The organism is Bordetella petrii (assembly GCF_017356245.1).
Taxonomy (GTDB): Bacteria; Pseudomonadota; Gammaproteobacteria; order Burkholderiales; family Burkholderiaceae_B; genus Bordetella_A; species Bordetella_A petrii_D.
Genome location: NZ_JAFMZZ010000001.1, coordinates 2,438,576 through 2,465,191, shown reverse-complemented (window position 1 = coordinate 2,465,191; position 26,616 = coordinate 2,438,576). Strand labels below are relative to the sequence as shown.

General features: G+C 69.0%; 24 protein-coding genes. 9 read left to right on the top strand and 15 right to left on the bottom strand.

Annotated elements, in window-relative coordinates; all coding sequences use genetic code 11:
• The first annotated feature begins 1 nt into the window (after window position 1).
• From J2P76_RS11885 to J2P76_RS11875, 3 genes are all read left to right on the top strand, one after another.
• Entirely contained in the window at window positions 2-1,489 is a 1,488-nt protein-coding gene (locus J2P76_RS11885) for a tripartite tricarboxylate transporter permease (RefSeq protein WP_207407629.1), read from the top strand.
• A 128-nt stretch (window positions 1,490-1,617) separates the two neighbouring features.
• Complete coding sequence (locus tag J2P76_RS11880; protein WP_207407624.1) at window positions 1,618-2,265, top strand: OmpA family protein; 648 nt, start codon at window positions 1,618-1,620, stop codon at window positions 2,263-2,265.
• 65 nt (window positions 2,266-2,330) lie between these two features.
• Window positions 2,331-2,651 carry a 4a-hydroxytetrahydrobiopterin dehydratase gene (locus J2P76_RS11875; protein WP_207407622.1) on the top strand — a complete coding sequence of 107 codons (321 nt, stop codon included), beginning with the start codon at window positions 2,331-2,333 and terminating at the stop codon, window positions 2,649-2,651.
• A 24-nt stretch (window positions 2,652-2,675) separates the two neighbouring features.
• On the opposite strand, the gene J2P76_RS11870 is transcribed toward J2P76_RS11875, so the two are convergent.
• The 3 genes from J2P76_RS11870 to J2P76_RS11860 form a co-directional block, all read right to left on the bottom strand.
• Window positions 2,676-3,374, bottom strand: coding sequence for a DUF6776 family protein (locus J2P76_RS11870; RefSeq protein WP_207409189.1), 699 nt, complete (start codon window positions 3,372-3,374; stop codon window positions 2,676-2,678).
• A gap of 136 nt (window positions 3,375-3,510) precedes the next feature.
• The gene (gene murU / locus J2P76_RS11865) at window positions 3,511-4,206 is read right to left on the bottom strand and encodes an N-acetylmuramate alpha-1-phosphate uridylyltransferase MurU (protein ID WP_207407620.1); all 696 of its coding nucleotides are present in this window, start codon (window positions 4,204-4,206) and stop codon (window positions 3,511-3,513) included.
• Window positions 4,206-5,246, bottom strand: coding sequence for an aminoglycoside phosphotransferase family protein (locus J2P76_RS11860; protein WP_207407618.1), 1,041 nt, complete (start codon window positions 5,244-5,246; stop codon window positions 4,206-4,208). Before J2P76_RS11860 ends, murU begins: the two co-directional genes overlap by 1 nt.
• A gap of 199 nt (window positions 5,247-5,445) precedes the next feature.
• Here J2P76_RS11860 and J2P76_RS11855 point away from each other — a divergent pair, with 199 nt between their 5' ends.
• Genes J2P76_RS11855 through rsmA form a run of 3 tightly spaced genes read left to right on the top strand, consistent with a single transcriptional unit; the run spans window position 5,446 to window position 10,163 of the window.
• Complete coding sequence (locus J2P76_RS11855; protein WP_207407610.1) at window positions 5,446-7,806, top strand: LPS assembly protein LptD; 2,361 nt, start codon at window positions 5,446-5,448, stop codon at window positions 7,804-7,806.
• Window positions 7,803-9,356 carry a peptidylprolyl isomerase gene (locus tag J2P76_RS11850; RefSeq protein ID WP_207407609.1) on the top strand — a complete coding sequence of 518 codons (1,554 nt, stop codon included), beginning with the start codon at window positions 7,803-7,805 and terminating at the stop codon, window positions 9,354-9,356. The genes J2P76_RS11855 and J2P76_RS11850 overlap by 4 nt, the downstream gene beginning before the upstream one ends.
• Before the next feature lie 18 nt (window positions 9,357-9,374).
• The gene (gene rsmA, locus J2P76_RS11845) at window positions 9,375-10,163 is read left to right on the top strand and encodes a 16S rRNA (adenine(1518)-N(6)/adenine(1519)-N(6))-dimethyltransferase RsmA (RefSeq protein ID WP_207407607.1); all 789 of its coding nucleotides are present in this window, start codon (window positions 9,375-9,377) and stop codon (window positions 10,161-10,163) included.
• Window positions 10,164-10,175: 12 nt separating this feature from the next.
• On the opposite strand, the gene J2P76_RS11840 is transcribed toward rsmA, so the two are convergent.
• Window positions 10,176-11,318 (bottom strand): glycerate kinase, encoded by a 1,143-nt coding sequence (locus tag J2P76_RS11840; protein ID WP_207407605.1) that lies wholly within the window; start codon window positions 11,316-11,318, stop codon window positions 10,176-10,178.
• Between the two features lie 111 nt (window positions 11,319-11,429).
• Here J2P76_RS11840 and pyk point away from each other — a divergent pair, with 111 nt between their 5' ends.
• Complete coding sequence (gene pyk, locus J2P76_RS11835) at window positions 11,430-12,872, top strand: pyruvate kinase (protein ID WP_207407603.1); 1,443 nt, start codon at window positions 11,430-11,432, stop codon at window positions 12,870-12,872.
• Between the two features lie 42 nt (window positions 12,873-12,914).
• Here the strand turns inward: pyk and J2P76_RS11830 are convergent, their stop codons facing one another.
• The 6 genes from J2P76_RS11830 to metC form a co-directional block, all read right to left on the bottom strand.
• Window positions 12,915-13,928: a succinylglutamate desuccinylase/aspartoacylase family protein gene (locus J2P76_RS11830; protein WP_207407601.1), complete on the bottom strand. Its 1,014-nt coding sequence runs from the start codon at window positions 13,926-13,928 to the stop codon at window positions 12,915-12,917.
• Window positions 13,929-13,962: 34 nt separating this feature from the next.
• On the bottom strand, window positions 13,963-14,709 hold the full coding sequence (locus J2P76_RS11825) for an amino acid ABC transporter ATP-binding protein (protein WP_207407599.1): 747 nt from the start codon (window positions 14,707-14,709) through the stop codon (window positions 13,963-13,965).
• Window positions 14,710-14,720: 11 nt separating this feature from the next.
• The gene (ehuD, locus tag J2P76_RS11820) at window positions 14,721-15,380 is read right to left on the bottom strand and encodes an ectoine/hydroxyectoine ABC transporter permease subunit EhuD (protein ID WP_207407597.1); all 660 of its coding nucleotides are present in this window, start codon (window positions 15,378-15,380) and stop codon (window positions 14,721-14,723) included.
• Window positions 15,370-16,029, bottom strand: a complete 660-nt coding sequence (locus J2P76_RS11815) for an amino acid ABC transporter permease (RefSeq protein WP_207407595.1) — start codon at window positions 16,027-16,029, stop codon at window positions 15,370-15,372. Before J2P76_RS11815 ends, ehuD begins: the two co-directional genes overlap by 11 nt.
• A gap of 20 nt (window positions 16,030-16,049) precedes the next feature.
• Window positions 16,050-16,916 (bottom strand): ectoine/hydroxyectoine ABC transporter substrate-binding protein EhuB, encoded by an 867-nt coding sequence (gene ehuB / locus J2P76_RS11810; protein ID WP_207407594.1) that lies wholly within the window; start codon window positions 16,914-16,916, stop codon window positions 16,050-16,052.
• Window positions 16,917-16,986: 70 nt separating this feature from the next.
• Window positions 16,987-18,150 (bottom strand): cystathionine beta-lyase, encoded by a 1,164-nt coding sequence (gene metC / locus J2P76_RS11805; protein WP_207407592.1) that lies wholly within the window; start codon window positions 18,148-18,150, stop codon window positions 16,987-16,989.
• Between the two features lie 110 nt (window positions 18,151-18,260).
• On the opposite strand from metC, the gene J2P76_RS11800 reads away from it, so the two are divergent.
• On the top strand, window positions 18,261-19,172 hold the full coding sequence (locus J2P76_RS11800) for a LysR substrate-binding domain-containing protein (protein WP_207407590.1): 912 nt from the start codon (window positions 18,261-18,263) through the stop codon (window positions 19,170-19,172).
• Between the two features lie 30 nt (window positions 19,173-19,202).
• Here the strand turns inward: J2P76_RS11800 and J2P76_RS11795 are convergent, their stop codons facing one another.
• Complete coding sequence (locus J2P76_RS11795; protein ID WP_207407588.1) at window positions 19,203-20,432, bottom strand: nucleoside recognition domain-containing protein; 1,230 nt, start codon at window positions 20,430-20,432, stop codon at window positions 19,203-19,205.
• Window positions 20,433-20,570: 138 nt separating this feature from the next.
• Between J2P76_RS11795 and J2P76_RS11790 the strand changes: the two genes are divergently transcribed.
• Window positions 20,571-22,787, top strand: coding sequence for an acyl-CoA dehydrogenase (locus J2P76_RS11790; RefSeq protein ID WP_207407586.1), 2,217 nt, complete (start codon window positions 20,571-20,573; stop codon window positions 22,785-22,787).
• Window positions 22,788-22,890: 103 nt separating this feature from the next.
• On the opposite strand, the gene def is transcribed toward J2P76_RS11790, so the two are convergent.
• The 4 genes from def to tcuA all read right to left on the bottom strand — a co-directional run bounded on the left by def (window position 22,891) and on the right by tcuA (window position 26,544).
• Window positions 22,891-23,424 carry a peptide deformylase gene (gene def / locus J2P76_RS11785; protein ID WP_207407583.1) on the bottom strand — a complete coding sequence of 178 codons (534 nt, stop codon included), beginning with the start codon at window positions 23,422-23,424 and terminating at the stop codon, window positions 22,891-22,893.
• A gap of 20 nt (window positions 23,425-23,444) precedes the next feature.
• A complete protein-coding gene (gene gloA, locus J2P76_RS11780; protein WP_207407581.1) occupies window positions 23,445-23,840 on the bottom strand; it encodes a lactoylglutathione lyase in 396 nt (131 codons plus the stop codon).
• Between the two features lie 84 nt (window positions 23,841-23,924).
• Window positions 23,925-25,142: a tricarballylate utilization 4Fe-4S protein TcuB gene (tcuB, locus tag J2P76_RS11775; protein WP_347565305.1), complete on the bottom strand. Its 1,218-nt coding sequence runs from the start codon at window positions 25,140-25,142 to the stop codon at window positions 23,925-23,927.
• Window positions 25,129-26,544, bottom strand: coding sequence for an FAD-dependent tricarballylate dehydrogenase TcuA (tcuA, locus tag J2P76_RS11770; RefSeq protein ID WP_207407579.1), 1,416 nt, complete (start codon window positions 26,542-26,544; stop codon window positions 25,129-25,131). Before tcuA ends, tcuB begins: the two co-directional genes overlap by 14 nt.
• Window positions 26,545-26,616: the final 72 nt, after the last annotated feature.

The window sequence follows — 26,616 nt, the reverse complement described above, 5'->3', positions numbered from 1 at the left end:
CATGGACGCTTTTCATTCCCTGATGGCCGGCTTCGGCGTGGCGCTGCAGCCGGCCCATTTGATGTGGGCGTTCGTCGGCTCGCTGCTGGGCACCGCCATCGGCGTGCTGCCGGGCATCGGGCCGGCGCTGACCATCGCGCTGCTGCTGCCGGTAACGGTGAAGGTGGCGCCCACCGCCGCCTTCATCATGTTCGCCGGCGTGCTGTACGGCGCCATGTATGGCGGGTCCACCACTTCCATCCTGCTGAACACTCCGGGCGAAAGCGGGTCGATGATGACCGCGCTCGAAGGCAACAAGATGGCGCGCGCCGGGCGCGGCGCGGCCGCGCTGGCCACCGCCGCCATCGGGTCGTTCGTGGCGGGCACGCTGGCCACGCTGGGGCTGACCTTCCTGGCGCCGGCCATTGCCGAACTGGCCTTCGTGTTCGGGCCGGCCGATTATTTCGCCCTGATGCTGCTGGCCTTCACGTCGGTGTCGGTGGTGCTGGGCACCTCGCGCGTGCGCGGATTCATCGCGCTGTTCCTGGGGCTGGCGATGGGCGTGGTGGGCATTGACGGGCCGTCGGGCCAGGCGCGCCTGGCGTTCGGTTCGCCCGACCTGCTCGACGGCATCGATATCACGGTAGTGCTGGTGTCCCTGTTCGCCGTGGGCGAAATCCTGTACGTGGCCAGCCGTTACCGCAGCGCGCCGCCTGCGGTCAACCCGCTGTCGGGCGGGCGCTGGATGACGCGGGACGACTGGCGGCGTTCGTGGAAACCGTGGCTGCGCGGCACTTTGCTGGGCTTTCCCATCGGCGCGCTGCCGGCCGGCGGGTCCGAGGTGCCGACCTTCCTGTCGTACACGCTGGAACGCCGCCTGAGCCGCCGCCGCGACGAGTTCGGCCATGGCGCCATCGAAGGCGTGGCCGGGCCCGAAGCGGCCAACAATTCGGCCGCCGCCGGCATCCTGGTGCCGCTGCTGACGCTGGGCTTGCCCACGTCGGCCACCGCCGCGGTGCTGCTGGCGGCGTTCCAGAGCTACGGCCTGCAGCCGGGGCCGTTCCTGTTCGTCAACAGCGCCGACCTGGTGTGGGGCTTGATCGCCTCGCTGTACGTGGGCAATCTGATGCTGCTGGTGCTGAACCTGCCGCTGGTGGGCCTGTGGGTGCGGCTGCTGCTGATCCCGCGCCCGTACCTGTATGCCGGCATCCTGGTGTTCGCCATGGTGGGCATCTGGGGGGTGGGCACGTCATGGATGGACCTGCTGCTGATGTTCAGCATCGGCCTGATGGGCTACGTGATGCGCGTGTACGACTTTCCCATCGCGCCTGTGCTGATCGGCCTGATCCTGGGGCCGTCGGCCGAAACGCAGCTGCGCCGGGCGCTGTCCATCGGCGAAGGCAACCCGGCCGTGCTGCTGTCGTCGCCGCTGTCGGTGACGCTGATCGTGCTGGCGCTGGCGGTGCTGTTTTTGCCGGCCCTGCTGCGCAAGCTGCGCGCCAACGCCTAGATCAGCAGCCCGTTCACACTAAAAGGCCGATCATCCGGTACAAAAAGTTGCAGCAGTCCGCAACCGCCTTGCTAGCATGGTCCGGCCGGGTCGCCCGGTGTCCACACACAGCGTCACAGGAGGCTGTCATGCAAGCAAGAAGAACCTTTCCCCGTATTGCCGCCATTGCGGCCGCCACCTTGCTGGCGGCCGGCTGCGCCACCCCGCAGCAGACCAACACCGCCGTCGGCGCCGGCGCAGGCGCCGCGGCCGGCGCGGGCATCGGCGCCCTGATCGGCCATGGCAAGGGCGCGGCCATCGGCGCCGGCATCGGCGCGGTGGCCGGCGGCTTGATCGGCTACAACTGGTCGGGCGTGAAAAAAGACGTGCAGCAATCCGGCGCCAGTTCGCTGGGCATCGATGTGGTCGAAATGCCCGACGGCAGCCTGAAGGTCAACATTCCCAGCAACGTGTCGTTCGACACCGACAAGGCGGTGCTCAAGCCGGCCCTGCTGCCCGTGCTGGACAGCGTGGCGCGCGCGCTCAGCCAGCATCCCGAGCTGCGCGCCAAGGTGGTGGGCCACACCGACAGCACCGGCAGCGCCGCCCACAACCAGACCTTGTCTGAAAACCGTGCGCGCAGCGTCACCGACTACCTGGCCAGGCAGGGCGTGGCGCCGGCCCGCATGACCATCGAAGGCCGCGCGGCGCGCGACCCCATCGCCGACAATGCCACTGCCGAGGGGCGCGCCGCCAACCGGCGCGTGGAGGTCTACCTGTACGCGGTCAAGCAGTAGGCGCACACTGGGCACGGCGGCCGCGGGCATGGCGCGCGGCCGCCTTTTTTTTCAGGAGATCCACCATGAGCGAGCCATCATTGCCGCGCCTGGGCGCGCAGGCCGTGCTGGCCGGCCTGGCCGGCTGGCAGGCGCACGCGGAACGCGATGCCATCCAGAAGACTTTCCGGTTCAAGGACTTCAATGCCGCCTTCGGCTTCATGGCGCGCGTGGCCATGCAGGCCGAGAAGCTGGACCACCATCCCGAATGGTTCAATGTGTACAACCGCGTCGATGTGGTGCTGGCCACGCACTCGGCCGGTGGCGTCACCGAGCTGGACGCGCGGATGGCGCGGTTCATGAACGAAACGGCCGCGCCCATGGGCGCGGCCGATGCGGGTGCCTAGGGCCGGCCTGGCGAGGCAGGGGCCTTAGTTGCGCACGTAGTAGATGCGCATGGCCTGCTGGCGTTCGGACGGGTCCAGCACCTGGATGCGCACCGAGCGCGGCGTGAAGTTTTCGGGCAGGTCGGCCACGCCCTGCGCGACCTGGTAGCGGCCCAGGCTGACATCGATGGGATCGAGTTCGATGGTGCCCGAACGGCCGTTGCGGTAGACGCCCGTGACGGCCAGGTGCAGCGTGCCCTTGAAGACGGGCGCGTCGCTGCTTTCGCGCATCAGCAGCACCTGGTAGTTGAGCTTGCCCGGGTCGCGGTTGAACGAGCCCGAGCGCACGCCGATATCGGTGCCGCGCGGATCGGGCGGAACAGCGTTCTGGAAGATCAGGAATTCCTGGTTCAGTTCCTGGATGCGGGCGCGTGCCTGTTCCAGTTCGGTGGTGGCCTGCTCGCGGGTGGCCTGGTTGGCGTCGCGCTGGGCCGTGGCTTCGCTGAGCTGGGTGCGCAGGCGCTGGCGGTCGAGGTTGGCGGTGTTGAGCTCGGACTGCAGCTGTTCGGATTGTTCGGCCGTCAGGCGCGGCGGGCCGTAGTTGGCCTGCAGGAAAAGTACGCCGCCTGCGCCCAGGCCGATGCCCACCAGCAGCAGCACCAGCCAGCGCGGCATGCGCCGCGTGCGCTTGCCCGGTTGATAGACCGAAGGTTTGAAAACGGCCCGTTGCGAGCGTCCGAACATCCCCATGCGAGAACCCTGTATTGATATGTGTCTGCCGGTAAGCAACCGGCCAAACCCTAGAGGATACCGTGTGACAGCCTGTACAGGTTACGACAGACAAGTCTGGTTGCGCACGTACGGCTTGGAAACACCTTGTTCAGCCCGGCGGGGCGGCGGCCAGCCGGGCATCCAGCGCCGCCAGGCGCTGCGGTGTGCCCACGTCGGTCCAGGCGCCGGCATGATGGGCGCCGAGCACCGCGCCGCGGGCCATGGCCTGGCGCAGCAGGGGCGCCAGGGGCGCAGGCGTGCCGGCCGCCAGGCCGGCGAACAGGGCCGGCCGGTACAGGCCGATGCCGGCGAATGTCAGGCGCCCGGCGGCTCCGGTGCCGGCCCGGCCGTCGCCGGACAGGGTGAAATCGCCCTGCGGGTGGTGCTCGGGGTTGTCCACCAGCAGCAGCCAGGCGTCGGCTTGCGCGCTGTCCAGGGCGCCTGCCAGGACGCCGGCCTGGGCCGGGTCCCAGTCGCACCAGATGTCGCCGTTGATGGCCAGGAACGGTCGCGGCCCCAGCAGGGGCAGGGCCTGGGCGATGCCGCCGGCGGTTTCCAGGGCGGTGGGTTCGGCCGAATAGGCGATGCGCACGCCATAGCGGCCGCCGTCGCCCAGCGCGGCCGGCAGCTGTTCGCCCAGCCAGGCATGGTTGATGACGATGTCGCGGATGCCGGCCGCGGCCAGGCGTTCGATATGCCACACGATCAGGGGCTTGCCGCCGGCCGGCAGCAGCGGCTTGGGCGTGTGGTCGGTCAGGGGCCGCATGCGTTCGCCGCGCCCGGCGGCCAGGATCATGGCGCGCATCAGAAGGTGTATCCGGCCCGCACTTCGCGGTTGTCGAGCTTGTCCAGCAGGCGCAGCAGGGGCTTGAACACGCCATAGCGCTGGGCCACCTGGCGCACGTAGCCGTTCACGCGCGGCATGTGCCCCAGGTAGGCGGACTTGCCGTCGCGGTGGTGCAGGCGCGCGAACACGCCCAGGATGCGCAGGTTGCGCTGCAGGCTCATCCATTCGTAGGCCTGGTGGAAGACCGCGAAATCGCTGTCGACCGGCAGGCCGGCGGCGCGCGCCATTTCCCAGTAGCGCACCGCCCAGTCGAGCTGCTGCGGCTCTTCCCAGGTGGTGCGTGCATCGGTCACCAGCGAAGCCAGGTCGTACGTCAGCGGGCCGGCCAGCGCGTCCTGGAAGTCCAGGACGCCGGGGTTGGGGCCGTAGGCCGGGTCGTCGCACACCATCAGGTTGGGCGAATGGAAATCGCGGTGCACCAGCACCGGGGGCTGCGCGCCATTGGCCGCGGACAGCAGGCCGAAAATCTGCTGCAGCGCGGCGGCGGCCTTGTCGTCGAGCTGCACACCGTGGTGCCGCGCCAAATACCATTCGGGAAACAGTTCGAGCTCGGCGGCCAGGCGGGGCTGGTCGTAGGCGGGCAGGCCGTCGGTGCGGGCCTGCTGCATGCGCACCAGGGCCGCCAGTGCGTCGCGGTACAGCGACTGCAGCTGCGCGTCGGACAGGCCGGCCTGGATGCGCTGGTAATAGGTGTCGCGGCCCAGGTCGGACAGCAGCAGCAGGCCCTGCGCCGGGTCTTGCGCCAGCACCCGGGGCACGTTCAGGCCGGCCTGGCTCAGCAGGCCGCCCACATGCAGGAACGGGCCGACGTCTTCATGCGGCGGCGGGGCGTCCATCACGACCAGGGTGCGGGCGCCGGCGTCCAGGCGGAAATAGCGCCGGAAGCTGGCGTCGCTGGACGCGGGGCGCAGGGTCTCGGGCGCCAGCTCCAGGCTGGCGGGCAGGGTGCGCAGCCAGGCATGTACCTGGGCCAGACGCGGATCGTGGTCGGTGCTCAAAGGGCCGTCTCGGAAGTGCGGTAGGGTTTGGTTGCGAACCGCGTGCGCCGCCGATGGCGGCGATGGCGCGCGGCTTCTCTATAATACCGGGTCGTTCCCGTTGGCACGCGGCTTGCCGCGTGCCATGCCCGGGCCGCCACCGCCGCCATGCGCGTCCGCGCCGGGGCGGGTGTTTCTGTCGATAAGGTTTGCGTTCACGGTGCGTATGGTCCGGTGGTTGATCCTCTCTGCTGTCAGCTTGGCCGGGGCCGTTCACGCCCAAGGCAGCCAGGGAACCGTCCCGCCCGCCGACACGGCGCCCCAGTCGCAGCTGCGCGAGTCCACCCAGCTGCGCACCTCGCCCGGCCTGCGCATGCACCGGATGGACGACGACCAGATCCCCGTGTTCACCGAGTCCGACCACCTGAAGGGCGATCCCGACTCCAACGTCACCCTGACCGGCGGCGCTCAGGTGCGCCGCATCGACGGCGTGGTCAAGGGCGACCACATCGACTACGCCAGCGACACCGGCGCGGTCGACATCCAGGGCAACGCCCGCCTGATGCGCGACGGCACCCTGGTTACCGGCCCGTCGGCGCAGTTCAACATCGACACCGACAGCGGCGAGATCGATTCGCCCGACTTCTGGATCGGCGCCAGCGGGGGCTTTGCCCGCGCCGAGCGGGCCGAAATCTTCAGCCGCTCGCAAATGCGGCTGACCACCGTGCAGTACAGCGGCTGCCCGTGTCCCAAGCCGTCGTGGTACATCAAGGCCGACAGCGTCGACCTGGATTTCGACGAAAACGAGGGCGTGGCGCGCAATGGCGTGCTGTATTTCAAAGACGTGCCGCTGCTGGCCTCGCCGTACCTGACCTTCCCGGTCAAGAAAGAGCGCAAGTCGGGCTTTCTGGTGCCCACTTATGGCCTGACCAGCAAAAGCGGCATCGACCTGTCGCTGCCGTATTACTTCAACCTGGCGCCCAACTACGACCTGACCCTGCAGCCGCGCTTCCTGAGCAAGCGCGGCCCGCAGCTGGGCGGCGAGTTCCGCTACCTGGGCCAGTCGTACAACGGCAACCTGGTGGGCACGTACCTGTCCAGCGACCGCGAAACCGGCGATGACCGCTGGATGTTCCGGTCGCGCCACCAGCAGCTGCTGGGCGGCGGGTTCTATACCGACTGGGATTTCGCCAAGGTTTCCGACGACAACTATTTCCGCGACTTTTCCACGCTGGGGCTGAACGAGGCCTCTACCACCTACCTGCCGCAGCGCGGCCGGGTGGGCTGGAGCAGCCGCTACTGGCAGTCGTACGCGCAGGTCTACAAGTACCAGACCCTGCAGGATCCCGACGCCCCGCTGGCGCCGCCCTACGACAAGGTGCCCGAGCTCTACCTGAAGGGCGCGCGCTACGACGTGGGCGGCTTCGACCTCGAATGGACCAACACCGCCGTGCGCTTCCAGCGGCCGCTGCTCGACGGCGTGCGCCTGGGCCCCGACGGCGATCGCTTCCAGACTTACGCCACGGCCGCCTTTCCCATTGTGCGCCCGGGCTGGTTCCTGACCCCCAAGATCGGCCTGAACTACACCCAGTACCAAACCGACTGGTACCGGCTGTCGAACAATCCGCAGTCCATTTCGCGCACCCTGCCCATTTTCTCGGTCGATGCCGGCATGGTCTTCGAGCGCGACACCACGCTGTTCGGCAACGATTCCATCCAGACGCTCGAGCCGCGCCTGTATTACCTGCGCGTGCCGTACCGCGACCAGTCCGATATCCCGGTCTACGACACCACGCTGGCCAACTTCAGCTTCGACCAGGCCTTCCAGGAAAACATCTACACCGGCGGCTGGGACCGCATCGCCAACGCCAACCAGCTGACCGCCGCGCTGACGACGCGCTGGCTGGATGCCGACTCCGGCCTCGAGCGCCTGTCGCTGTCGGCGGCGCAGCGCCTGTACTTCGAAGACCAGCGCGTCACGCTGCCGGGCGAAACACCGCGCGACAACGTGCGCTCCGATTTCCTGGTGGCGGCCAGCGCCGCCCTGACCGACACGCTCAGCACCGAAGTGGCCGCGCAGTACGACCCCTACCGCAACAACTGGTCGCGCGGCCTGATCAGCGCGCGCTGGCGGCCGCAGCGCCTGACCTCGGTGGCGCTGTCGTACCGCTACCAGCGCGACCCGCTGCCGGGCGTGGCCTACCAGCCGCGCGGGCAAGACCAGATCAGCCTGGCGTTCCAGTGGCCCTTCACCGAACGCTGGTACGGCGTGGGCCGCATCGACTATTCCCTGCGCACCGAGCCCGCCACCGCCACCGCCGCCGAAGAATCGCCGCGCGTCACGCAAGCCATCGCCGGGCTCGAGTACAAGGGCGATTGCTGCTGGACCGGCCGCGTCGTATTCCAGCGCTATGCCGTGTCGGCCACCGACGCCAATACGGCAGTGTTCTTCCAGCTTGAACTGACCGGCCTGGGTTCGCTGGGCACCGACCCCATGAGCCTGTTGAACAAGAGCATCCCGGGCTATCAGGCCGTGACGCCCCCGACGCCCCAGGGCACGACATTTGAAAGGTATGAATGATGCGTAGCTTGCACTTCTTGCGCCGGCTGCCCGGCAGCCTGCTGATCCTGGCTGTCTGCGCCGGCGCCTCCGTCGCGCAGGCCCAGCGGCCGGCCACGGGCGGCACCAAGCCCGCCGCGGCCCCGGCCACGGCGGCCCAGCCCGCGCCCCAGGGCGAGCAATTCGTCGACGGCATCGCGGCGGTGGTCAACAAAGACGTCATCACGCTGCGCGAAGTCGAAAGCGGCGCGGCGCGCGCCACCGAAGACCTGAAGCATCGCGGCATCCAGGTGCCGCCGCCGGACATCCTGCGCAGGCAGGTGCTGCAAAGCCTGATCATGGAACGGCTGCAGAAGCAAGAGGCCGACCGCCTGGGCATCCGCGTCAACGATGCGCAGGTCGACCAGGCCATCGAAACCATCGCCGGCCGCAACCGCATTCCGGTGGCGCAGATGCGCGCCGAGATCGAAAAATCCGGCGTCACCTGGGACCAATACCGCAAATCGCTGGCCAGCGACATCCGCATGAACCGCCTGCGCCAGCGCGCGGTCGATTCGAACATCATCATCACCGACGCCGAAGTCGACGCCTTCCTGAAAGACCGCGCCCACAATCCGGCCGCCGGCGCGGGCTTCGGCGCCCAGGCCCAGGGCCAGCCCGCGCCGCGGCCGGCGCAGCCCGCGCAGTCGGGGCCCGAGCAGGTGGCGCTGGCGCAGATCCTGGTGCGCGTGCCCGAAGGCGCCAGCCCGAGCGAGGTCGCCAACCTGCGCAAGAAGGCCGAGGGCCTGCTGGCGCAATTGAAGCAGGGCGGCGATTTCGCCAGCCTGGCGGCCTCGTCGTCCGACGGGCCCGAGGCGCTGCAGGGCGGCGTCATGGGCGCGCGTCCGCTCGACGGCTGGCCCGACCTGTTCATCAAGGCCATCGCCTCGCTGCAGCCGGGCCAGATCAGCGGCCTGCTCCAGAGCGGCAATGGCTTCCATATCCTGAAGGTGCTGGACCGCGCCGGCGGCCGCCCGGCGCCCGCCCAGGCCGCCGCGCCCCAGGCGCCGCCGGCGCCGCAGCCGGGCGCCGGCATGCCGGCCCACCAGGGCCCCGTGCAGGTCACGCAGACGCACGCGCGCCACATCCTGATCAAGACCTCGGCCGTCATGAGCGACGACCAGGCGCGCCAGCGCCTGGAACAGATCCGCCAGCGCATCGTCAATGGCGGCGCCTCGTTTGCCGACATGGCGCGCCAGTACTCGCAAGACGCCAACGCGCCGCAAGGCGGCGACCTGGGCTGGGTCAACCCGGGCGAAATGGTGCCCGCGTTCGAGCAGGCCATGAACGCGCTGCCAGTCGGCGGCATCAGCGAGCCGGTGCTGTCGCCGTTCGGCTGGCACCTGATCCAGGTCGAGCAGCGGCGCGAGCACGACGTCAGCGACGAGCTGCAGCGCATGCAGGCACGCCAGGTGCTGTTCGAGCGCCGCGCCGAGCCCGCCTTCGAAGACTGGCTGGCGCAGCTGCGCAACGAAGCCTACATCGACAATCGCCTCGAAAAGCAGGAACGCATCGAGCAGAACAACCGCTGACCACGGCGCGAGCCCATCATGAGCAGGCATCAGGCGCGCAAGCGCTTCGGGCAACACTTCCTGACCGACGACAGCGTGGTCGAGGGCATCGTGCGGGCCATCGCGCCCGCGCGCGACGACCGCGTGGTCGAGATCGGCCCGGGCCTGTCGGCGCTGACGCAGCCCCTGCTGCGCAGCCTGGCGCATCTGACCGTGGTCGAGATCGACCGCGACCTGGCGGCGCGCCTGCGCAATGCGCATGCGCCCGCCCAACTGACCGTGATCGAGGCCGACGCCCTGACCGTGGACTTCGCCGCGCTGGGCGAGCGTCTGCGGGTGGTGGGCAACCTGCCGTACAACATTTCCAGCCCGCTGCTGTTTCACCTGATGGCCGCCGCCGATACGGTGCGCGACCAGCACTTTATGCTGCAGCGGGAAGTCATCGACCGCATGGTCGCCGCGCCGGGCAGCGCCGATTACGGCCGCCTGTCGGTGATGCTGCAATCGCGCTACCGCATGGACAAGCTGTTCGATGTGCCGCCCGAGGCCTTCGACCCGCCGCCCCGGGTGGTGTCGGCGGTGGTGCGCATGGTGCCGCTGTCGGCCGACCGCCTGCGCCCGGCCAGCGACGCCGCCCTGCAGGCCGTGGTAGCGCGGGCCTTCGCGCAGCGCCGCAAGATGCTGCGGCGCGGGCTGGGCGACTGGGCCGCGCTGGTGCCCTGGGAAGCGCTGGATATCGCGCCCACGGCGCGCGCCGAAGAAGTGTCGGTCGAGAAATTCATCCGCCTGACCGATGCGCTGCTGCAGGCCGGCGCCGTGCCGGCCTGATACGCCCGGCGCCTACAGCATGCGCTTGCCGGCGGCCAGCCACAGCTGCATGACGTCGCGGGCGCGGTCGCACAGGTATTGGGCGGCGTTGTCGCAGGCCTGCTGCAAGCTGACCGGCCCCGGGGCCAGGCTGAACGCCGCGGTAATGCCGCCGGCGTGCAGGTCCTGGTAGCCTTCGCCCAGCGAACCCGCCAACGCCACCACCGGCACGCCCGCCTGCCGCGCAATGCGCGCGACGCCCGCCGGGGTCTTGCCGCGCAGGGTCTGCGCATCCATGCGGCCTTCGCCGGTGAACGCCAGCGCCGCGCCTTCCATGGCCTGCGCCAGCCCGCCCAGTTCGGCGACCAGTTCCACGCCGGGGCGGAAGCGCGCATTCAGGAAAGCGTGTGCGGCATAGCCCAGCCCGCCGGCCGCGCCGGCGCCCGGCGCATCGCGCACGTCGCGTCCCAGGTGGCGCGCGCAGACGTCGGCCAGCCGCGCCAGGCTGCGATCCAGCATCTGCACCTGTTCGGGCATTGCGCCTTTTTGCGGGCCGAAGGTATGCGACGCGCCCTGCGGGCCGCACAGCGGGTTGTCGACGTCCGAGGCGATGTCGATCCGCACCTTGGCCAGGCGCGCGTCCAGGCCCTGCGTATCGATGTTTTCGAGCTGCAGCAGGGCCGCGCCGCCGGGCGGCAGGTCTTGTCCGTTGGCGTCCAGGAAACGCACGCCCAGCGCCGCCAGCAGGCCGGCGCCGCCATCGTTGGTGGCCGAGCCGCCCAGGCCCAGGATGATGCGCCTTGCGCCCGCGTCGAGCGCGGCGCGCAGCAGTTCGCCCACGCCGCCGCTGCTGGCCCGCAGCGGGTCGCGCCGTTCGGGCGGGGTTTGTTCCAGCCCGGCCGCGGCCGCCATTTCGATCACGGCCGTGCCGTCTTCCAGCCAGCCCCAGGCTGCCTGCAGCGGCTCGCCCAGCGCGCCGGTGACGGGCGTGGCGCGCCACTGGCCGCCGGTGGCGGCCAGCACCGCCGCCACCGTGCCCTCGCCGCCGTCGGCCATGGGCACGCACAGGGTGCGCGCGCCGGGGAAGGCCTGCTTGATGCCGCGCTCGATGGCGGCCGCGGCGTCGGGGGCGGAAAGGCTTTCTTTGAAGGAATCGGGAGCGATGACGATTTTCACGGTGGTCGGTGGCGGGCGCGCAACGTAGTCGGGTCGGGTATGCGCATAATACCCGCGGCCGGGGCGCGCGTCGTACCATAGCGATTTCGTCGTTCTGCGAGAGGTTTATCCATGTCCGTATTGCGCCGCACCAAAATCGTCGCCACGCTGGGGCCATCCACGTCCACGCCCGAGCAGCTGGAAGCGCTGGTGCGTGCCGGGGTCGACGTGGCCCGCCTGAATTTCTCGCACGGCACCGCCGACGACCACCGCGAGCGCGCGCGCCTGGTGCGCGAAATCGCCGCGAAGCAGGGCCGCTTCGTGGCCCTGATGGGCGACCTGCAGGGCCCCAAGATCCGCATTGCGCGCTTTGCCGACAAGCAGGTGGTGCTGCGCGCCGGGCAGCCCTTCTGCCTGTCGAACAGCCATCCCAAAGACGCGGGCGATGCCTCCATCGTGGGTATCGACTATCCCGAGCTGGTGCAAGACTGCCGGCCGGGCGACGAACTGCTGCTCGACGACGGCCGCGTGGTGCTGATGGTCGACCGCATTACCGGCGATTCCGTGCACACCACCGTAACCGTGGGCGGCCCGCTGTCGAACAACAAGGGCATCAACCGGCGCGGCGGCGGCCTGTCGGCCCCCAGCCTTACCGACAAAGACCGCGCCGACATCCTGGTGGCGGCCGAACTCAACCTCGATTACGTGGCGGTCTCGTTTCCGCGCTACGGCCGCGATATCGACGAGGCCCGCCAACTGGTGCGCGCCGCCGGCAGCGAGGCCTGGATCATCGCCAAGATCGAGCGCGCCGAGGCCGTGGTCGACGACGAGGCCCTCGATTCGCTGATCCGTGCCAGCGACGGCGTCATGGTGGCGCGCGGCGACCTGGGCGTCGAAGTGGGCGATGCCGAGCTGGTGGGCATCCAGAAGCGCATCATCCAGCATGCGCGCACGCTCAACAAAGTGGTCATCACCGCCACCCAGATGATGGAGTCCATGATCTCCAGCCCGCTGCCCACCCGCGCCGAAGTTTCCGACGTGGCCAATGCCGTGCTGGACTACACCGATGCGGTGATGCTGTCGGCCGAAAGCGCGTCGGGCCAGTACCCGGCCGAGGCGGTGCAGGCCATGGCGCGGGTGTGCCTGGGCGCCGAGAAGCACCCCACCACCACGCACTCGCACCACCGGCTGGGCGAAACGTTCTCGCGCTGCGACGAAACCATCGCCCTGGCGGCGATGTACGCGGCCAACCATTTCCCCGGCGTGAAGGCCATCATCGCCCTGACCGAAAGCGGGCATACCCCGCTGATCATGTCGCGCATCCGCTCGGGCGTGCCCATCTACTGCTACAGCCCGCACAGCCAGACCCAGCACCGGGTGGCGATGTTCCGCGGCGTGTACACCGTGCCGTTCGACCCTTCCGCGTACGACCCGGCCGAACTCAGCAACGCCGCCATCGACGAACTGAAAAAACGCGGCCGCGTGCAGCCGGGCGACTGGATCATCCTGACCAAGGGCGATTTCTACCGCGACAGCGGCGGCACCAACGGCATGAAAATCCTGATGGTCGAATGACCGCGGCCGGCGGGCTTGCCTCGGCGCGCCCGCCGCTGCCTGCTAGCGTTCGTCGAGCGGCGCCGCCAGGTGGAACAGGCCGTCGCCGCGCGCGCACAGCGTCGGAAAACGCCGGCAGGACACAATCCCGTCCGCACTGAAATACAGGGTCAGGGGCGGGGCCAGCGGGTCTTCCAGGCCATGCAGGCGCAGCGCGGCCTGCCCCTCGCGCACGCGTTCCCCCACCTTGGCCAGCGGCTCCATCATGCCGGCGCATGGCGCATAGATGGCGTGGCGCGGCCCCAGCGATGTCAGCAGCTGGGTGGCCGGCGCCGGCTCGCAATGCAGGCCGGGGGCGATGCCGTAATGGCGCAGCACGCGCCGCACGCCGTGCTCGGCAATGGCCAGCCCCTGCGGGTCGAGGGTGGCGCCGCTGCCCAGTTCGGTGGTCAGGGCCGGTATGCCGCGCTTGGCGGCGGCGGCGTACAGCGTGGTGGCGCCGCCACCGCCCGAGCCGGTGGTCAGCACGCTGTGCGGCGCGCCGAATGCGGCAAGCAGTCTGCGCAGCGCCCCGTCCTGGGCGGCATCGGCCACGCGCTGCGCCAGGGCGGTGTGCGCGTAGTCCAGCGAGCGGCCGCCCGAATGCAGATCGATCACGACGTCGGCCAGGGCGAACAGCACGCTGTCGACGTAATGGGCGATCATTTCGGTGACCGTGCCGTTGGCGCGCCCGGGAAACAGCCGGTTCAGGTTGCCCTCGTCCACCGGCGACGCGCGCCGGCCGGCTTCCACGGCCGGGTAGTTCAACGACGGGATAATGATGACGCGGCCGCGCACGTCGCCGGGGCGCAGCGCCTGCGCCAGCCTGCGCAGGGCGATCTGCCCTTCGTATTCGTCGCCGTGGTTGCCGGCGGTGAGCAGCGCCGTGGGCCCCTCGCCATTGCGGATGCAGACGATGGGAATCTGGATCATCGCATAGGCCGACAGGTCGACCGAATGCGGTACGTGCAGGTTGCCAGCCTGCTTGCCATCCAGGTTGAAGTCGATGTGGGTCCAGACGCGGCTGTTGTCCGCCATGGTGAAGTCCTTGCTGTATCGTGACGAGCCGGGCCTACAAGATCTGGCTCAGGAATTGCCGCGCGCGCGGATGCGACGGCGCCTGGAAGAATGTCTGCGGATCGGCCTGCTCGACAATGCGGCCGGCGTCCATGAAAACTACCCGGTCGGCCACGGTGCGCGCGAAATTCATTTCGTGGGTCACGCAGATCATCGTCATGCCCTCGCGCGCCAGGTCGGTCATGACGTCCAGTACTTCCTTGATCATCTCCGGGTCCAGCGCCGAGGTCGGCTCGTCGAACAGCATGATCCGGGGGCTCATGCACAGCGCGCGGGCGATGGCCACGCGCTGCTGCTGGCCGCCGGACAGTTGGCCGGGATACTTGTCCTGCTGTTCGGGTATGCGGACCCGGCCCAGGTAGTGCCGCGCCACCTCTTCGGCCTGGGCCGGTGTCATGCCGCGCGCCTTGCGCAGGGCCAGCGTGCAGTTCTGCAGCACCGTCAGGTGCGGGAACAGATTGAAGTGCTGGAACACCATGCCGATGTCGCGCCGCAGGATATGCATGCGGGGCGTGGACCGGCCGACCTGGCGGCCGTTGACTTCGATGGTGCCGCGGTCGTGCGTCTCGAGCTGGTTGACGCAGCGTATCAGGGTGGACTTGCCGGATCCCGACGGCCCGCAGATCACGATGCGCTCGTTCGGCTGCACGGTCAGGTCAATGTCGTGCAGCACCTGAAAGCTGCCGTACCATTTTTGCAGCCCGGCGATGCGCACCGCCGGCGCGGAAGGGGTAGGGGTCATGGCCTGCGTTCTCAACGTTCGTGCGCCGCCTGCAGCCGGCGTTCGAGCTGGCGCACCAGGAAATTGATGCCCAGCGCCAGAATCAGAAAAATGATGCCGACAGCCACCATGGGTTCGGCATAGCGGAAAGAATTCGCGCCCACTTCCATGGCCAGCCCCAGCATTTCGGGAACGGCGATCACGGCGAGGTAGGGCGTGGCCTTCAGCGCCGATACAAAGTAATTGCCCATGGGCGCAGCCACGTTGCGCAGCATCTGCGGCAATATCACCGATACGATCACATCGCGGCGGCGCAGCCCCAGGGCCTTGCCGGCCTCGAACTGGCCGGCGTCGATGCTGTCGATGCCGCCCTTGAACACCTCGGCCAGATAGCCGCTGTAGTAGATCGACAGGCCCAGCACGCCCGAGGCGGCCGCCGGCAGCGTCAGCCCGTAAACGGGCAGCACGAAATAAATGAAGTACAGCTGCACCAGCACCGGCGTGGAGCGGATCGCGTCGATCACGAAACGCATCACATAGCCCAGCCAGCGGTTGCTGCGCCGCAGGATCTCCAGGATGAAGCCCAGCACCGCGGCGCACAGCGACGCCGCCACGGTAATCCACAAGGTCGTGCCCAGCCCGCCCAGAATGGTGGGCACCACGGACACGGCGAAGTCGGGGTCAAATCTCACGGCGACCTCGGCTCTTTATCTGCACGCGGCGCTCCAGGTGGCGTCCCAGCAATGTGGCGGGGTAGCACACGATCAGGTAGGCCAGCATCAGCGCGGTGTAGACGCCTACCGGGTTGTACTGCAGCTCGGCGATCTGCTTGGCGCGGAACGTCATGTCGGTAAGCGTGATCAGCGACACAATGGCCGTGCCCTTGACCAGCTGGATGAACTGGTTGACAAAGGTGGGCATCATGGCCGACAGCGCCTGGGGCAGCTCGATCAGCCACAGAATGTGCAGCCGGCGCAGGCCCAGGGCGCGGCCCGCCTCGACCTGGCCGCGGTCCAGCGCCTGCAGCGCGGCGCGTACGGCCTGGCTGCCGTAGCCGCCGATGTTCAGGCCCAGCGCCATGGCGCCTACGGTCATGCTGGACAGGCGTATGCCGAAGTCGGGCAGGGCGTAGTACAGCACGAACAGCAGGATCAGCACGGGCGAACTGCGCCAGAACTCGATCAGGCACGTAACGGCGAAGCGCGCGCCGCCACGGGTGAAGTACTGCAGCACCCCCGTGACCAGGGCGAACGGCACGGCCCACATCATGCCGTACAGCGTGACCAGCGCCGTCACCCGGAATCCTTCGAGAATGCCGGCGAGAATGTCGAAGCCTTGCATGGCCGATCCTGGGCGCGGAATCAGTACTTGCCGGCGCAGACCTTGTCGGTCGTCACGGCCGGGTCGACCTTGTCGTCGTCGGTGAAACCGTACTTGGCGCGCAGCTTGTCCACCGTGCCGTCGGCCTTCAGGGCGCGCAGCTGTTCGTCATAGGCGTCGCGCAGCGCCGTGTCGTCGGAGCGGAACGCGATGGCGGTGTACATCATGGCCGGCACGCCGTTGCGCACCAGGCCGGTGAACGGCCGCGCCCGTTCCACGCCCTGCAGCTTGGGATCCTGCAGCAGGCCCGCCACGCTGGGGGCCGACAGCGTGGCTGCGTCGACGCGGTCGGCCAGCAGCGCCGACAGCATGGCCTGCGCGTCGCCCAGGTAAGTGATTTGCGAGGCCGGCACGCCGGCGTCGACCGCATTCTTGGAGTTCAGCGTGCCGCGCCCGCCCGCCAGGCGGATCTTGGGGTTGGCCACGATATCGGCATAGCTGTGGATGTTCAGCGGGTTGCCCTTTTTCACGATCAGGCTGTCACCGACGGCCAGGTCGGGTTCGCTGAAGATCACCACCTTGCAGCGCGCGGGCGTGATGGCGATGCCCGAGGCCACCATGTCGAAGCGCCCCGCGTTCAGGCCCGGAATCAGCGCGCCGAACTCGGTAATGACGAAATCCACCTGCTTGACCCCCAGGCGCTGGAAGGCGGCGCGGATGAGGTCGGGATGAAAGCCCGCGGCCGAGCCGTCTTCGGCGCGAAAGCCCCAGGGCTGGCGATTGTGGATGCCGATGGTGACCTTGTGGCTTTCCAGGATGGCGTCCTTGGTATCGGCAAGGGCTGCGCTGCTGAACAGCGTGGCGGCCAGCGCCAGGCCGGCGGCTTTTCTGACAACGTTGGCGATCATGATGGTTTTCCTCTTGAAATGTCGTTATAGGCCGCGGCGGCGGGCCGCCGCGGGTGCTGCTATATGGGCCCTAGCCCCGCGCCGCGCCATAGGCGGCCAGCGCGGCCTGCAGGTCGGCCTGCAGCAGGCCGCTGTCCTCCAGGCCGATCGACAGGCGCACCAGCGGCTGGTCGGTCGCCGGATACTGCCGCGCGCGCTGCAGCTCGGCCGGATAGAACGCCGCCAGGCTGTGCACGCCGCCCCAGCTGGCGCCGATGGGAAACTGCTTCAGCGCGCCGAAGAAGGCGCGATAGGCCGGCTCTTCGGCCGCTGCCAGCTGCAGCGAGAACAGGCAGCCCTTGCTGTGGAAATCGCGCTGCCACAGCGCGTGGCCGGGGTCGGACGGCAGGGGCGGGTACCAGACCCGTTCAACCAGGGGATGCTGCGCCAGCCAGCCGGCGATCCGGTGGGTCGATTCGCCCTGCGCCTGCAGCCGCAGGGCGAGCGTTTCCAGGCCGCGCAGCACCAGGAAGCAGTCGTCCGGGCTGACCTGCTGGCCCAGCGTGCTTTGCGCGTCGCGCAGCACGGCATAGTGGCCGGCGTCGTTGGTGGCGATGCTGCCCATCAGCACGTCGGAGTGACCGCTGAAGAACTTGGTTGCGGCTTCCACGCTGAAGTCCACGCCATGGTCCAGCGGCCGGAAGCCCAGCGGGCTGGCCCAGGTGTTGTCCATCATGGTCAGCACGCCATGGCGCCGCGCGACGGCGGCGATGGCCGGCACGTCGCACATTTCCATGGTCAGGCTGCCGGGCGATTCCAGGCAGATCATGCGGGTGTTGGGCCGGATCAGGCTCTCGATATCGGCGCCGATGGTGGGCGCGTAATACTCGACCGCCACGCCCAGCGCGGCCAGCCATTTGTCGGCCAGCGCCGCCAGCGAACCGTAGCAGGCGGCCGACAGCAGCAGGTGGTCGCCCGCGCGCACATACGCCAGAACGGCGGTCATCAGGGCAGCGGCGCCGGACGGAGTGATGACGCAGTGCCTGCCGTTTTCCAGCGCCGCGATGCGGTCTTCCAGCAGGCGCGCGGTGGGGGTGCCGGTAATGCCGTAGCTATAGCCGTCGGGCTGGCGGTGCTTGCGCGCCGCGAAATCGTCCAGCGAATCGAACACCACGGTCGAACCGCGCCAGACGGCGGGAGACAGGCTGGCATAGGCGCGGCCGGCGCTGGCGGGGGCATCGGGGGAAAAGGGCATTGGCACAAACCGCGCGGGCGGTGTCATCAGTATCGATGGCGCAGTGTGTGCCGGGCATACTATTATTTCAATATTAAATATTACTTAAACAAGAAGCAGCGCTTATAGATATGGAAATGCGCGACATCCAGATCTTCCGTGCCGTGATGCGGGCCGGCACCACCAGCAAGGCCGCGCTGCTGCTGGATATTTCGCAGCCGGCCGTCAGCCAGGCGATCCGCCGGCTGGAGGCCGACGCGGACCTGCGCCTGTTCGACCGCGTGCGCAACCGGCTGGTGCCCACGCAAGAGGCCGACGCCCTGCTGGTGGAAGTGGACCGCTGCTTTGCCGGCTTCGAGCAGATCGAGCACCGCATCCGCAGCCTGAAGTCGTTCGGCGTGGGCCGCATGACGGTGGGGTCGCTGCCGGCGCTGGGGGTCGGCTTCATGCCGCGCGCGATCGCGGCGTTCAACCCCACATCGCGCCGCGTGCAGATGTCGTTCCAGATCATGAGCTCGCGCGAGGTGCTGCAGCAGGTCGGCGCGGGCCAACTCGACTTCGGCCTGATGGCCGATGAAATCGCGGTGGTCGGCCTGGAGCATTCGCCCTTCATCGAAATGCCGGGCGTGATCGCCATGACGCCCAGCCATCCGCTGGCCCAGTGCAAGACCGTGTCTCCCGAGGCGCTGGTCGGGCACGACTTCATTGCGCTGAACCCGGAAGACGCCAGCCGCCGGCGCCTGGAGTCGACGCTGGCCGAGCGCGGCCTGGCCCTGCGTCCCGTGCTGGAGACGCCTTACGCGTTTTCGGTGTGCGAACTGGTGCTGTGCGGCATGGGCATCGGCCTGATCCATCCGATGACGGCGGTGGATTACCTGCCGCGCGGCCTCATCATCAAACGGCTGGACATCGACGTGGCATTCCGGTCGCTGCTGGTGTTCCGGCCCGGCAAGCCGCTTTCGCAAAATGCCCGCGACCTGCTCAGCCTGATGCGCATCCAGGCCGAGCGCGACCTGGCCCTGATCGAGGCCGCGCTGCGCTGAGGCGGCGGCGCCCGGCGCGCGGCGCGGGTCTTAGCCGAAGAACCAGTAGCACACGCCCATGGCGGCCAGCACGCCGGCCAGGTCCGCCGCCAGCGCGCACCCCACGGCATGGCGCGCGCGCAGGATGCCCACCGACCCGAAATACACCGCCAGCACATAGAACGTGGTTTCGGTGCTGCCCTGCATGACCGCGGCCAGCAGGGCCGGGAAGCTGTCGACGCCGAAGTGCGTCATGGTTTCCAGCATCATGGCGCGCGCCGCGCTGCCCGAGAACGGCTTGACCAGCGCGGTGGGCAGGGCATCGACGAAGCGCGTATCCCAGCCGGCCGCGTGGGCCACCCAGCGCACCCCGTCCAGCGCCATGTCCAGCGCCCCCGAGGCGCGCAGCACGCCTACCGCGCACAGCATGGCCACCAGGTAGGGCAGCAGGCTCTTGGCGACATCGAAGCCTTCTTTGGCGCCGGCGATGAAGGTTTCGTAGACCGGCACGCGCTTGCAGGCGCCCACCAGCAGGAAGGCCAGCAGCACGCCGAACAGCGCCACATTGCCCAGCAGCGACGACAGGCTGGCGATGGCGGCGGCCGACATGCCCGCCAGGACGGCCATGAAGCCGCCCAGCAGCAGGGCGGCGCCGCCCAGCCAGGCCAGCGCCACCGGGTCGTACAGCTTCAGGCGCTGGCAGGCCGCGACGGCGAGCAGGCCGGTCAGGGTCGAGGCGCTGGTGGCCAGCAGGATGGGCAGGAAGATCAGCGTGGGGTCGGCCGCGCCCTGCTGGGCCCGGAACATGAACAGCGTGACCGGCAGCAGGGTCAGCGACGAGGCGTTGAGCACCAGGAACAAGATCTGCGCGTTGCTGGCGGTGTCGGGCGCGGGGTTGAGCGTCTGCAGTTCGCGCATGGCGCGCAGGCCGATGGGCGTGGCGGCGTTGTCCAGGCCCAGCGCGTTGGCGGCGAAGTTCAGCGTGATCAGGCCGATGGCCGGGTGGCCGCGCGGCACCTCGGGCATCAGGCGGGCGAACAGCGGCCCCAGCAGCGCGGCCAGCTTCTCGACCAGGCCGGCGGCCTCGGCTATGCGCAGGAAGCCCAGCCACAGGGTAAGGGTGCCGAACAGCAGCACCATGACTTCGACCGAGACGCGCGCCATGTCGAACAGGCTGGCCACGATCTGCCGGAACACATCGGCATCGCCGATGGCCAGCCAGCGGTACAGGCCCGCGGCGGCGGCAACCAGGAAGAAACCCAACCAGAGTTTATTGAGCATGACGGAAGACAAGCCCTGCGTGAAAATCGCCGTCGGCGGCGACGCCCATTGTCGCAGACTTGGCCCGCGGGGGATGTCGGCCGTCCGTCAATTCTGTTAACTTGGCCCGGTGTACGTGCCCCTCATAATAGGTTGAACATGGATTTCAACGCCTGGCGCCGCCGCCGCATTTCCGATCCCGCCTACCGTTGGGCCCGCGGCGCAATGCCCGGCCTTTCCGACACCGAACGCGAAGCCATCGAGGCCGGCGATGTCTGGTGGGACGCCGACCTGTTCACCGGCAACCCCGACTGGAACAAGCTGCTGGCCGTGCCGCAGGCCACGCTTACCGAGGCCGAGCAGCGGTTCCTGGACGGCCCGGTGGCGCAACTGTGCGCCATGCTCAACGAATGGGACATCACATGGGCCCATGGCGATCTGCCCGAGCCCGTCTGGCGCTTCATGCGCGAACAGCGCTTCTTCGGCATGATCATCCCGCAGTCGTACGGCGGGCTGGGGTTCTCGCCCTACGCACATTCCGAGGTGGTGCGGCGCATTTCGGCGCACTCGGTCACCGCCGGCGTCACCGTCATGGTGCCCAACTCGCTGGGGCCGGGCGAGCTGCTGCTGCAGTTCGGCACGCCCGAGCAGCGCGATTACTGGCTGCCGCGCCTGGCCGACGGCACCGAGGTGCCCTGCTTCGGCCTGACCAGTCCCGAGGCCGGCTCCGACGCCGCCTCGATGACCGACACCGGCGTCGTGTGCCGCCAGACGGTCGACGGCCAGGAAGTGCTGGGCATCCGCCTGAACTGGCACAAGCGCTACATCACGCTGGGGCCGGTGGCCACGGTGCTGGGGCTGGCCTTCAAGCTGCACGACCCCGACGGCCTGCTGGGCGGGCCGGCCGACATCGGCATTTCGGTGGCGCTGGTGCCCACCCACGCGCCGGGCGTCACCATCGGCCGCCGCCACCTGCCGTCCATGCAGGTGTTCCAGAACGGCCCCAACCAGGGCAAAGACGTTTTCGTGCCGCTCGACGCCCTGATCGGCGGCCCGGCCAAGGCCGGCCACGGCTGGCAGATGCTGATGAGCGCGCTGGCGGCCGGGCGCGGCATTTCGCTGCCGTCGCTGTCGGCCGCCGCGGCGGTGTACTGCGCCCATGTCACCGGCATGTACGCGCGCGTGCGCCAGCAGTTCGGCATTCCGGTGGGCCGTTTCGAAGGCGTGCAGGAAAAGCTGGGCCGCCTGGCCGCCAACGCCTACCTGGTCGAGGCCGCGCGCCGGCTGACCTGCGCGGCGCTCAACCAGGGCCAGAAGCCGGCCGTGGTGTCGGCCATCATGAAATACCACGCCACCGAGCGCATGCGCGAGTCCGTCAACGACGCCATGGACGTGCACGGCGGCAAGGCGGTCATCGACGGCCCGGCCAACTACCTGGGCTCGCTGTACCGCGCCGTGCCCATCGCCATCACGGTAGAAGGCGCCAACATCCTGACGCGCTGCCTGATCATCTTCGGCCAGGGCGCCATCCGCGCGCACCCCTACCTGATGCGCGAAGTCACCGCGCTGGGCGACAGCGACGAAACCCGCGGCGCGCAGGCGTTCCACGAGGTCTTCTGGAAGCACATGGGGCACGCCGCCAAGAACACGCTGCGCGCCTGGGGCCGCGCCTGGACGGGCGGCCTGCTGGCGCCGGCGCCAGCCACCGGCCCCACGGCCCGGCACTATCGGCGCCTGGGCCGCTATGCGTCGGCCTTCGCGCTGCTGGCCGACGCGGCCATGGGGTCGCTGGGCGGGGCGCTGAAGCGCCGCGAAATGCTGTCGGCGCGGCTGGGCGACATCCTGGCCGAACTCTACCTGCTGTCGGCCGTGCTCAAGCGCTGGGAAGACGACGGGCGCCGCCACGTCGACCTGCCGCTGGTGCACTGGTGCATGGACGACGGCTGCGCCCGCATCGAAACGCGCATCGACCAGGTGCTGGCCAACCTGCCCGCGCGGCCGCTGGCCTGGCTGCTGCGGGCCGTGGTGCTGCCGGTGCGTCTGAACCGCGGGCCCGGCGATGCCCTGACCCGCGACTGCGCCGACCTGCTGCTGGCGCCTTCGGCCACCCGCGACCGCCTGGCCGCCGACCTGCAGCGCGGCGACGGCGCCGATCCGGTGGCGCAGCTGGAACGCGCCTTCGCGCTGGTCAACGCCGTGCAGCCCCTGTACGACCGCCTGCGCCGCGAAGGCGTGCGCGACTGGCGCGAGGCCCATCGCGGCGGCGCCATCAGCGACGACCAGGCGCGCCAGATCGAAGCCGCCGAGGCGGCAGTGGCGCAGGTGGTGGCGGTAGACGACTTCGCGCCGGGCGCGTTCGAGCGCAAGGCAACGTAGGCAGGTGTCTGACTCCCGCGTAGCGGGTGTCAGACACCGTGTTGCTGAGACAGTCGCTGCGCACGTCGGTGTCTGGCACCTTGCGGAGCCAGACACCTGGCGATCAGTCGTCGCGGTTGGGGTCCATGCCCGGGAACAGCACTTCGGTGAAGCCGAACTTCGAGAAGTCTTCGATGCGCGACGGGTACAGCCGGCCGATCAGGTGGTCGCATTCGTGCTGCACCACGCGCGCATGGAAGCCTTCGGCTTCGCGCTCGATGGCCTGGCCGTGCGGGTCGCGGCCGCTGTAGCGGATGCGCCGGTAGCGCGGCACCAGGCCGCGCAGGCCCGGCACCGACAGGCAGCCTTCCCAGCCGTCTTCGCGTTCGTCCGACAGCGGCGTGATCACGGGGTTGCACAGCACCGTCAGCGGCACCGGCGGGGCGTCGGGATAGCGCTCGTTGTGCTCGAACCCGAAAATCACCAGCTGCAGGTCGACGCCGATCTGCGGGGCCGCCAGGCCCACGCCCTGGGCGTGCACCATGGTTTCGAACATGTCGGCCACCAGCGCGTGCAGTTCGGGGGTGTCGAATTGCCCGACCGGCTGGGCAACCCGCAGCAGGCGCGGGTCGCCCATCTTGAGAATGGTGTGGATCATGGCGGCGTGCGCGGCAGGGGTCAGTCGGCCCGGCCCTTGTGCTGGATGAACTCGATCTTGTAGCCGTCGGGGTCTTCCACAAAGGCGATGACCGTGGTGCCGTGCTTCATGGGGCCGGCTTCGCGCGTGACCTTGCCGCCTTTCTGCTTGACCTTTTCACAGGCGTCGTAGGCGTCGTCGACTTCCAGGGCGATGTGGCCGTAGCCGTTGCCCAGGTCGTAGTGGTCGGTGTCCCAGTTGTGGGTGAGCTCGATGACGGCGCCTTCGCTTTCGTCCTGGTAGCCCACGAAGGCCAGCGTGAACTTGCCGTCGGGGTAGTCTTTGCGGCGCAGCACCCGCATGCCCAGGACATTGGTGTAGAAGTCGATGGATCGGTCCAGGTTGCCGACGCGCAGCATGGTGTGCAAGAGACGCATGGGGGAATTCCTTGTGCTAGATGAGGCCAGGCCTTGCGGCCAGGCTTACATCGTAGCAAACCGCCCGGCGGCGCGCCGCCCGCGTCAGTCGGCCCCCAGTTTCAACGGGTCGGGCTGGCGTTTTTCAATGGCCCATTTCAGCAGCGCCGCGCAGCGGTAGATGCCGTGGGCGAACTTGCCGTAGGGCAGCGTCAGGAACAGCGCCATGACCATGCCCAGGTGAATGGCCAGCAGCAGGCCCATGGCCGGTGTGTCGCGCAGGGCCAGCAGCAGCAGGCCGGTCAGGCTGGTCAGGAACAGCAGCGCGATGAAGCCGCGGTCCATGGGGCGCTGCGCCGCGTCGCCCTGCAGCGGATGGCGCCTGAGGTTCAGCCACAGCAGGCCGGCCGGGCCCGCCAGCAGGCCGATGCCGCCCGCCGTGCCGAGCAGCACCGGCAGGCTGGTGACCGGGTAGGGCGCCTGCCAGCCGAAGGCGTAGTGGTACAGCGTGGCCACGCAGGTGGCGGCAAAGCACAGCATGAAGCCGTAGAACGTCAGGTGGTGGAAGCGGCGCCGCGCCAGCGTGAAGGCGTCGTCGGCGTTGTTGCAGCCTTTGCCGTGGCCGCCGTCCAGGTACTTGAGCCGCAGCGCGTCGTGGGTGGCTTCGGCCACGGCCGCGCCGCTGGCGGCGCCGGGCGACACGTCGCGCCAGAAGCGCGCCACGCCCAGACCCAGCGCCACGATGGCGAACAGGAACACCAGGCCGAACATCAGCGCCAGCGTGTTGTGCGGGAAGATGGCGTAGAAGTTGCCGGCCAGCGGTTCGTGCAGCAGCCCGCCGGTGATGGCCACGGTCAGCACCAGGAACAGCGCCAGGGCGCCGGCCACGGCCAGCGACAGGGTCAGGCCGTTGTGCTTGTACAGCCTGCCCAGCGCGGCCGGCCAGGCATAGTCGGTGTAGGTTTGCACCCGCACCTTGGCCATGGCCCGCGGCACGTTCACGCCGAACTCGTGCGGCGGCGCGTACTGGCAGGCGTGCAGGCAGGCGCCGCAGTTGTGGCACAGGTTGGCCATGTAGTTGATGTCGGCCTTGCCGAACTCCAGCCGGCGCGTCATGGCCGGGAAAACGGCACAGAAGCCTTCGCAATAGCGGCACGCATTGCATATCTGCATGACGCGCGCCACTTCGGTTTCATCTTCGCTCAGGGCGGCGGGCGCGGCGGCTTTGGCGTGCCATTGCACCGGTTGTTCGGCCGCCATGCCGGTCATGGCCGGCGCGGCCGCGGCGCGCGCCTGGCGGGTGAGTTCTTCAAGCTGCTTCACGTTGTGCTCCTGTTGCCCGTTGCGCCAGCGCCGCCGCGGCGGCGCGCGTGCCGGCGATGCGGCCGAAGGCCGTGCCGATGGACATGCCGACCCCGGCGGTATACCCCTTGCCCAGTACGTTGCCGGCCATCATTTCGCCGGCCACGAACAGGTTGTCGCTGGGCCGGTCGTTAAAGCGCACGGCGGCGGTGTCGTCCACCTTCAGCCCCAGGTAGGTGAAGGTGATGCCGGGCCGCAGCGCATAGCCGTAGTAGGGCGGGGTGTCGATGGGGCGGGCCCAGTGGGTCTTGGCGGGCTGCACGCCTTCGGTGTGGCAGTCGTCGAGCGAGGTGTGGTCGAACGTGCCCACGCGGCAGGCCGCGTTGTAGCTGGACAGGGTCTGCATGAAGCGGGCTTCGTCCAGGCCCAGCTTGCGCGCCAGTTCGGGCAGGGTGTCGGCCTGCACGCCCGGGAATACCGGCGGCATGAAGCGCCCCACGGCCTTGCTGTCGATGATGGAATAGGCGATCTGCCCGGGCTGCATGGCGGTCAGCCGGCCCCAGATGGCATAGCGCTTGGGCCAGAAGTCTTCGCCTTCGTCGTAGAAGCGGCTGGCCTCGCGGTTGACCACCACGCCCAGCGATACACAGTCGATGCGGGTACAAATGCCGCCGTCGTACAGCGGCGCGCGCGCGTCGATGGCCACGCAGTGCGACTGCGACGGGTCGCCGATGGTGTCGGCGCCGGCCTCGATCATGAACTTCAGCAGCACGCCGGTATTGAAGCGCGTGCCGCGGATCAGGAAGTTGTCGGCCGGCCATTCGCCGCGTTCGTTCTGGCCCCAGGCCTCGCGCAGCCATTCGCGGTTGGACTCGAAGCCGCCCGAAGCCAGCACACAGGTGCGCGCGGTAAAGCGTTCGGCGCCGGCGCGTGCCGCCACGAAGCGGCCGTTGTCGAGTTCCAGCGAATCGACCAGGGTGTCGTAGCGGATCTGCACCCCCAGCGCCTCGGCGCTGCGATAGTAGGCATTGACCAGCGCCTTGCCGCCGCCCATGAAGAAGGCATTGGTGCGCGCCACGTGCAGTGCGCCCGACAGCGGCGGCTGGAAATTCACGCCGTGCTTGCGCATCCAGTCGCGGCAGGTGGACGATTCGCGGATCACCAGGCGCGCCAGGTGTTCATTGGTAAGGCCGCCCGTTACCTTGAGCAGGTCTTGCCAGTATTCTTCTTCGGGGTAGGCCTCGACCAGCACGTCTTGCGGGGCGTCGTGCATGCAGCGCAGGTTGCGCGTGTGCTGCGAATTGCCGCCGCGCCATTCGCGGGGCGCGGCCTCCAGCAGCAACACGCTGGCCCCCGCTTCGCGCGCCATCAGGGCGGCGCACAGCGCCGCGTTGCCGCCGCCGATTACCAGTACGTCGATCATTGGAAAAATTCCTATAGTCAGCCCGTGACTATAGGGCGGGAGCGGCGCCGCCCGCTACGCCGGTATCCTCAA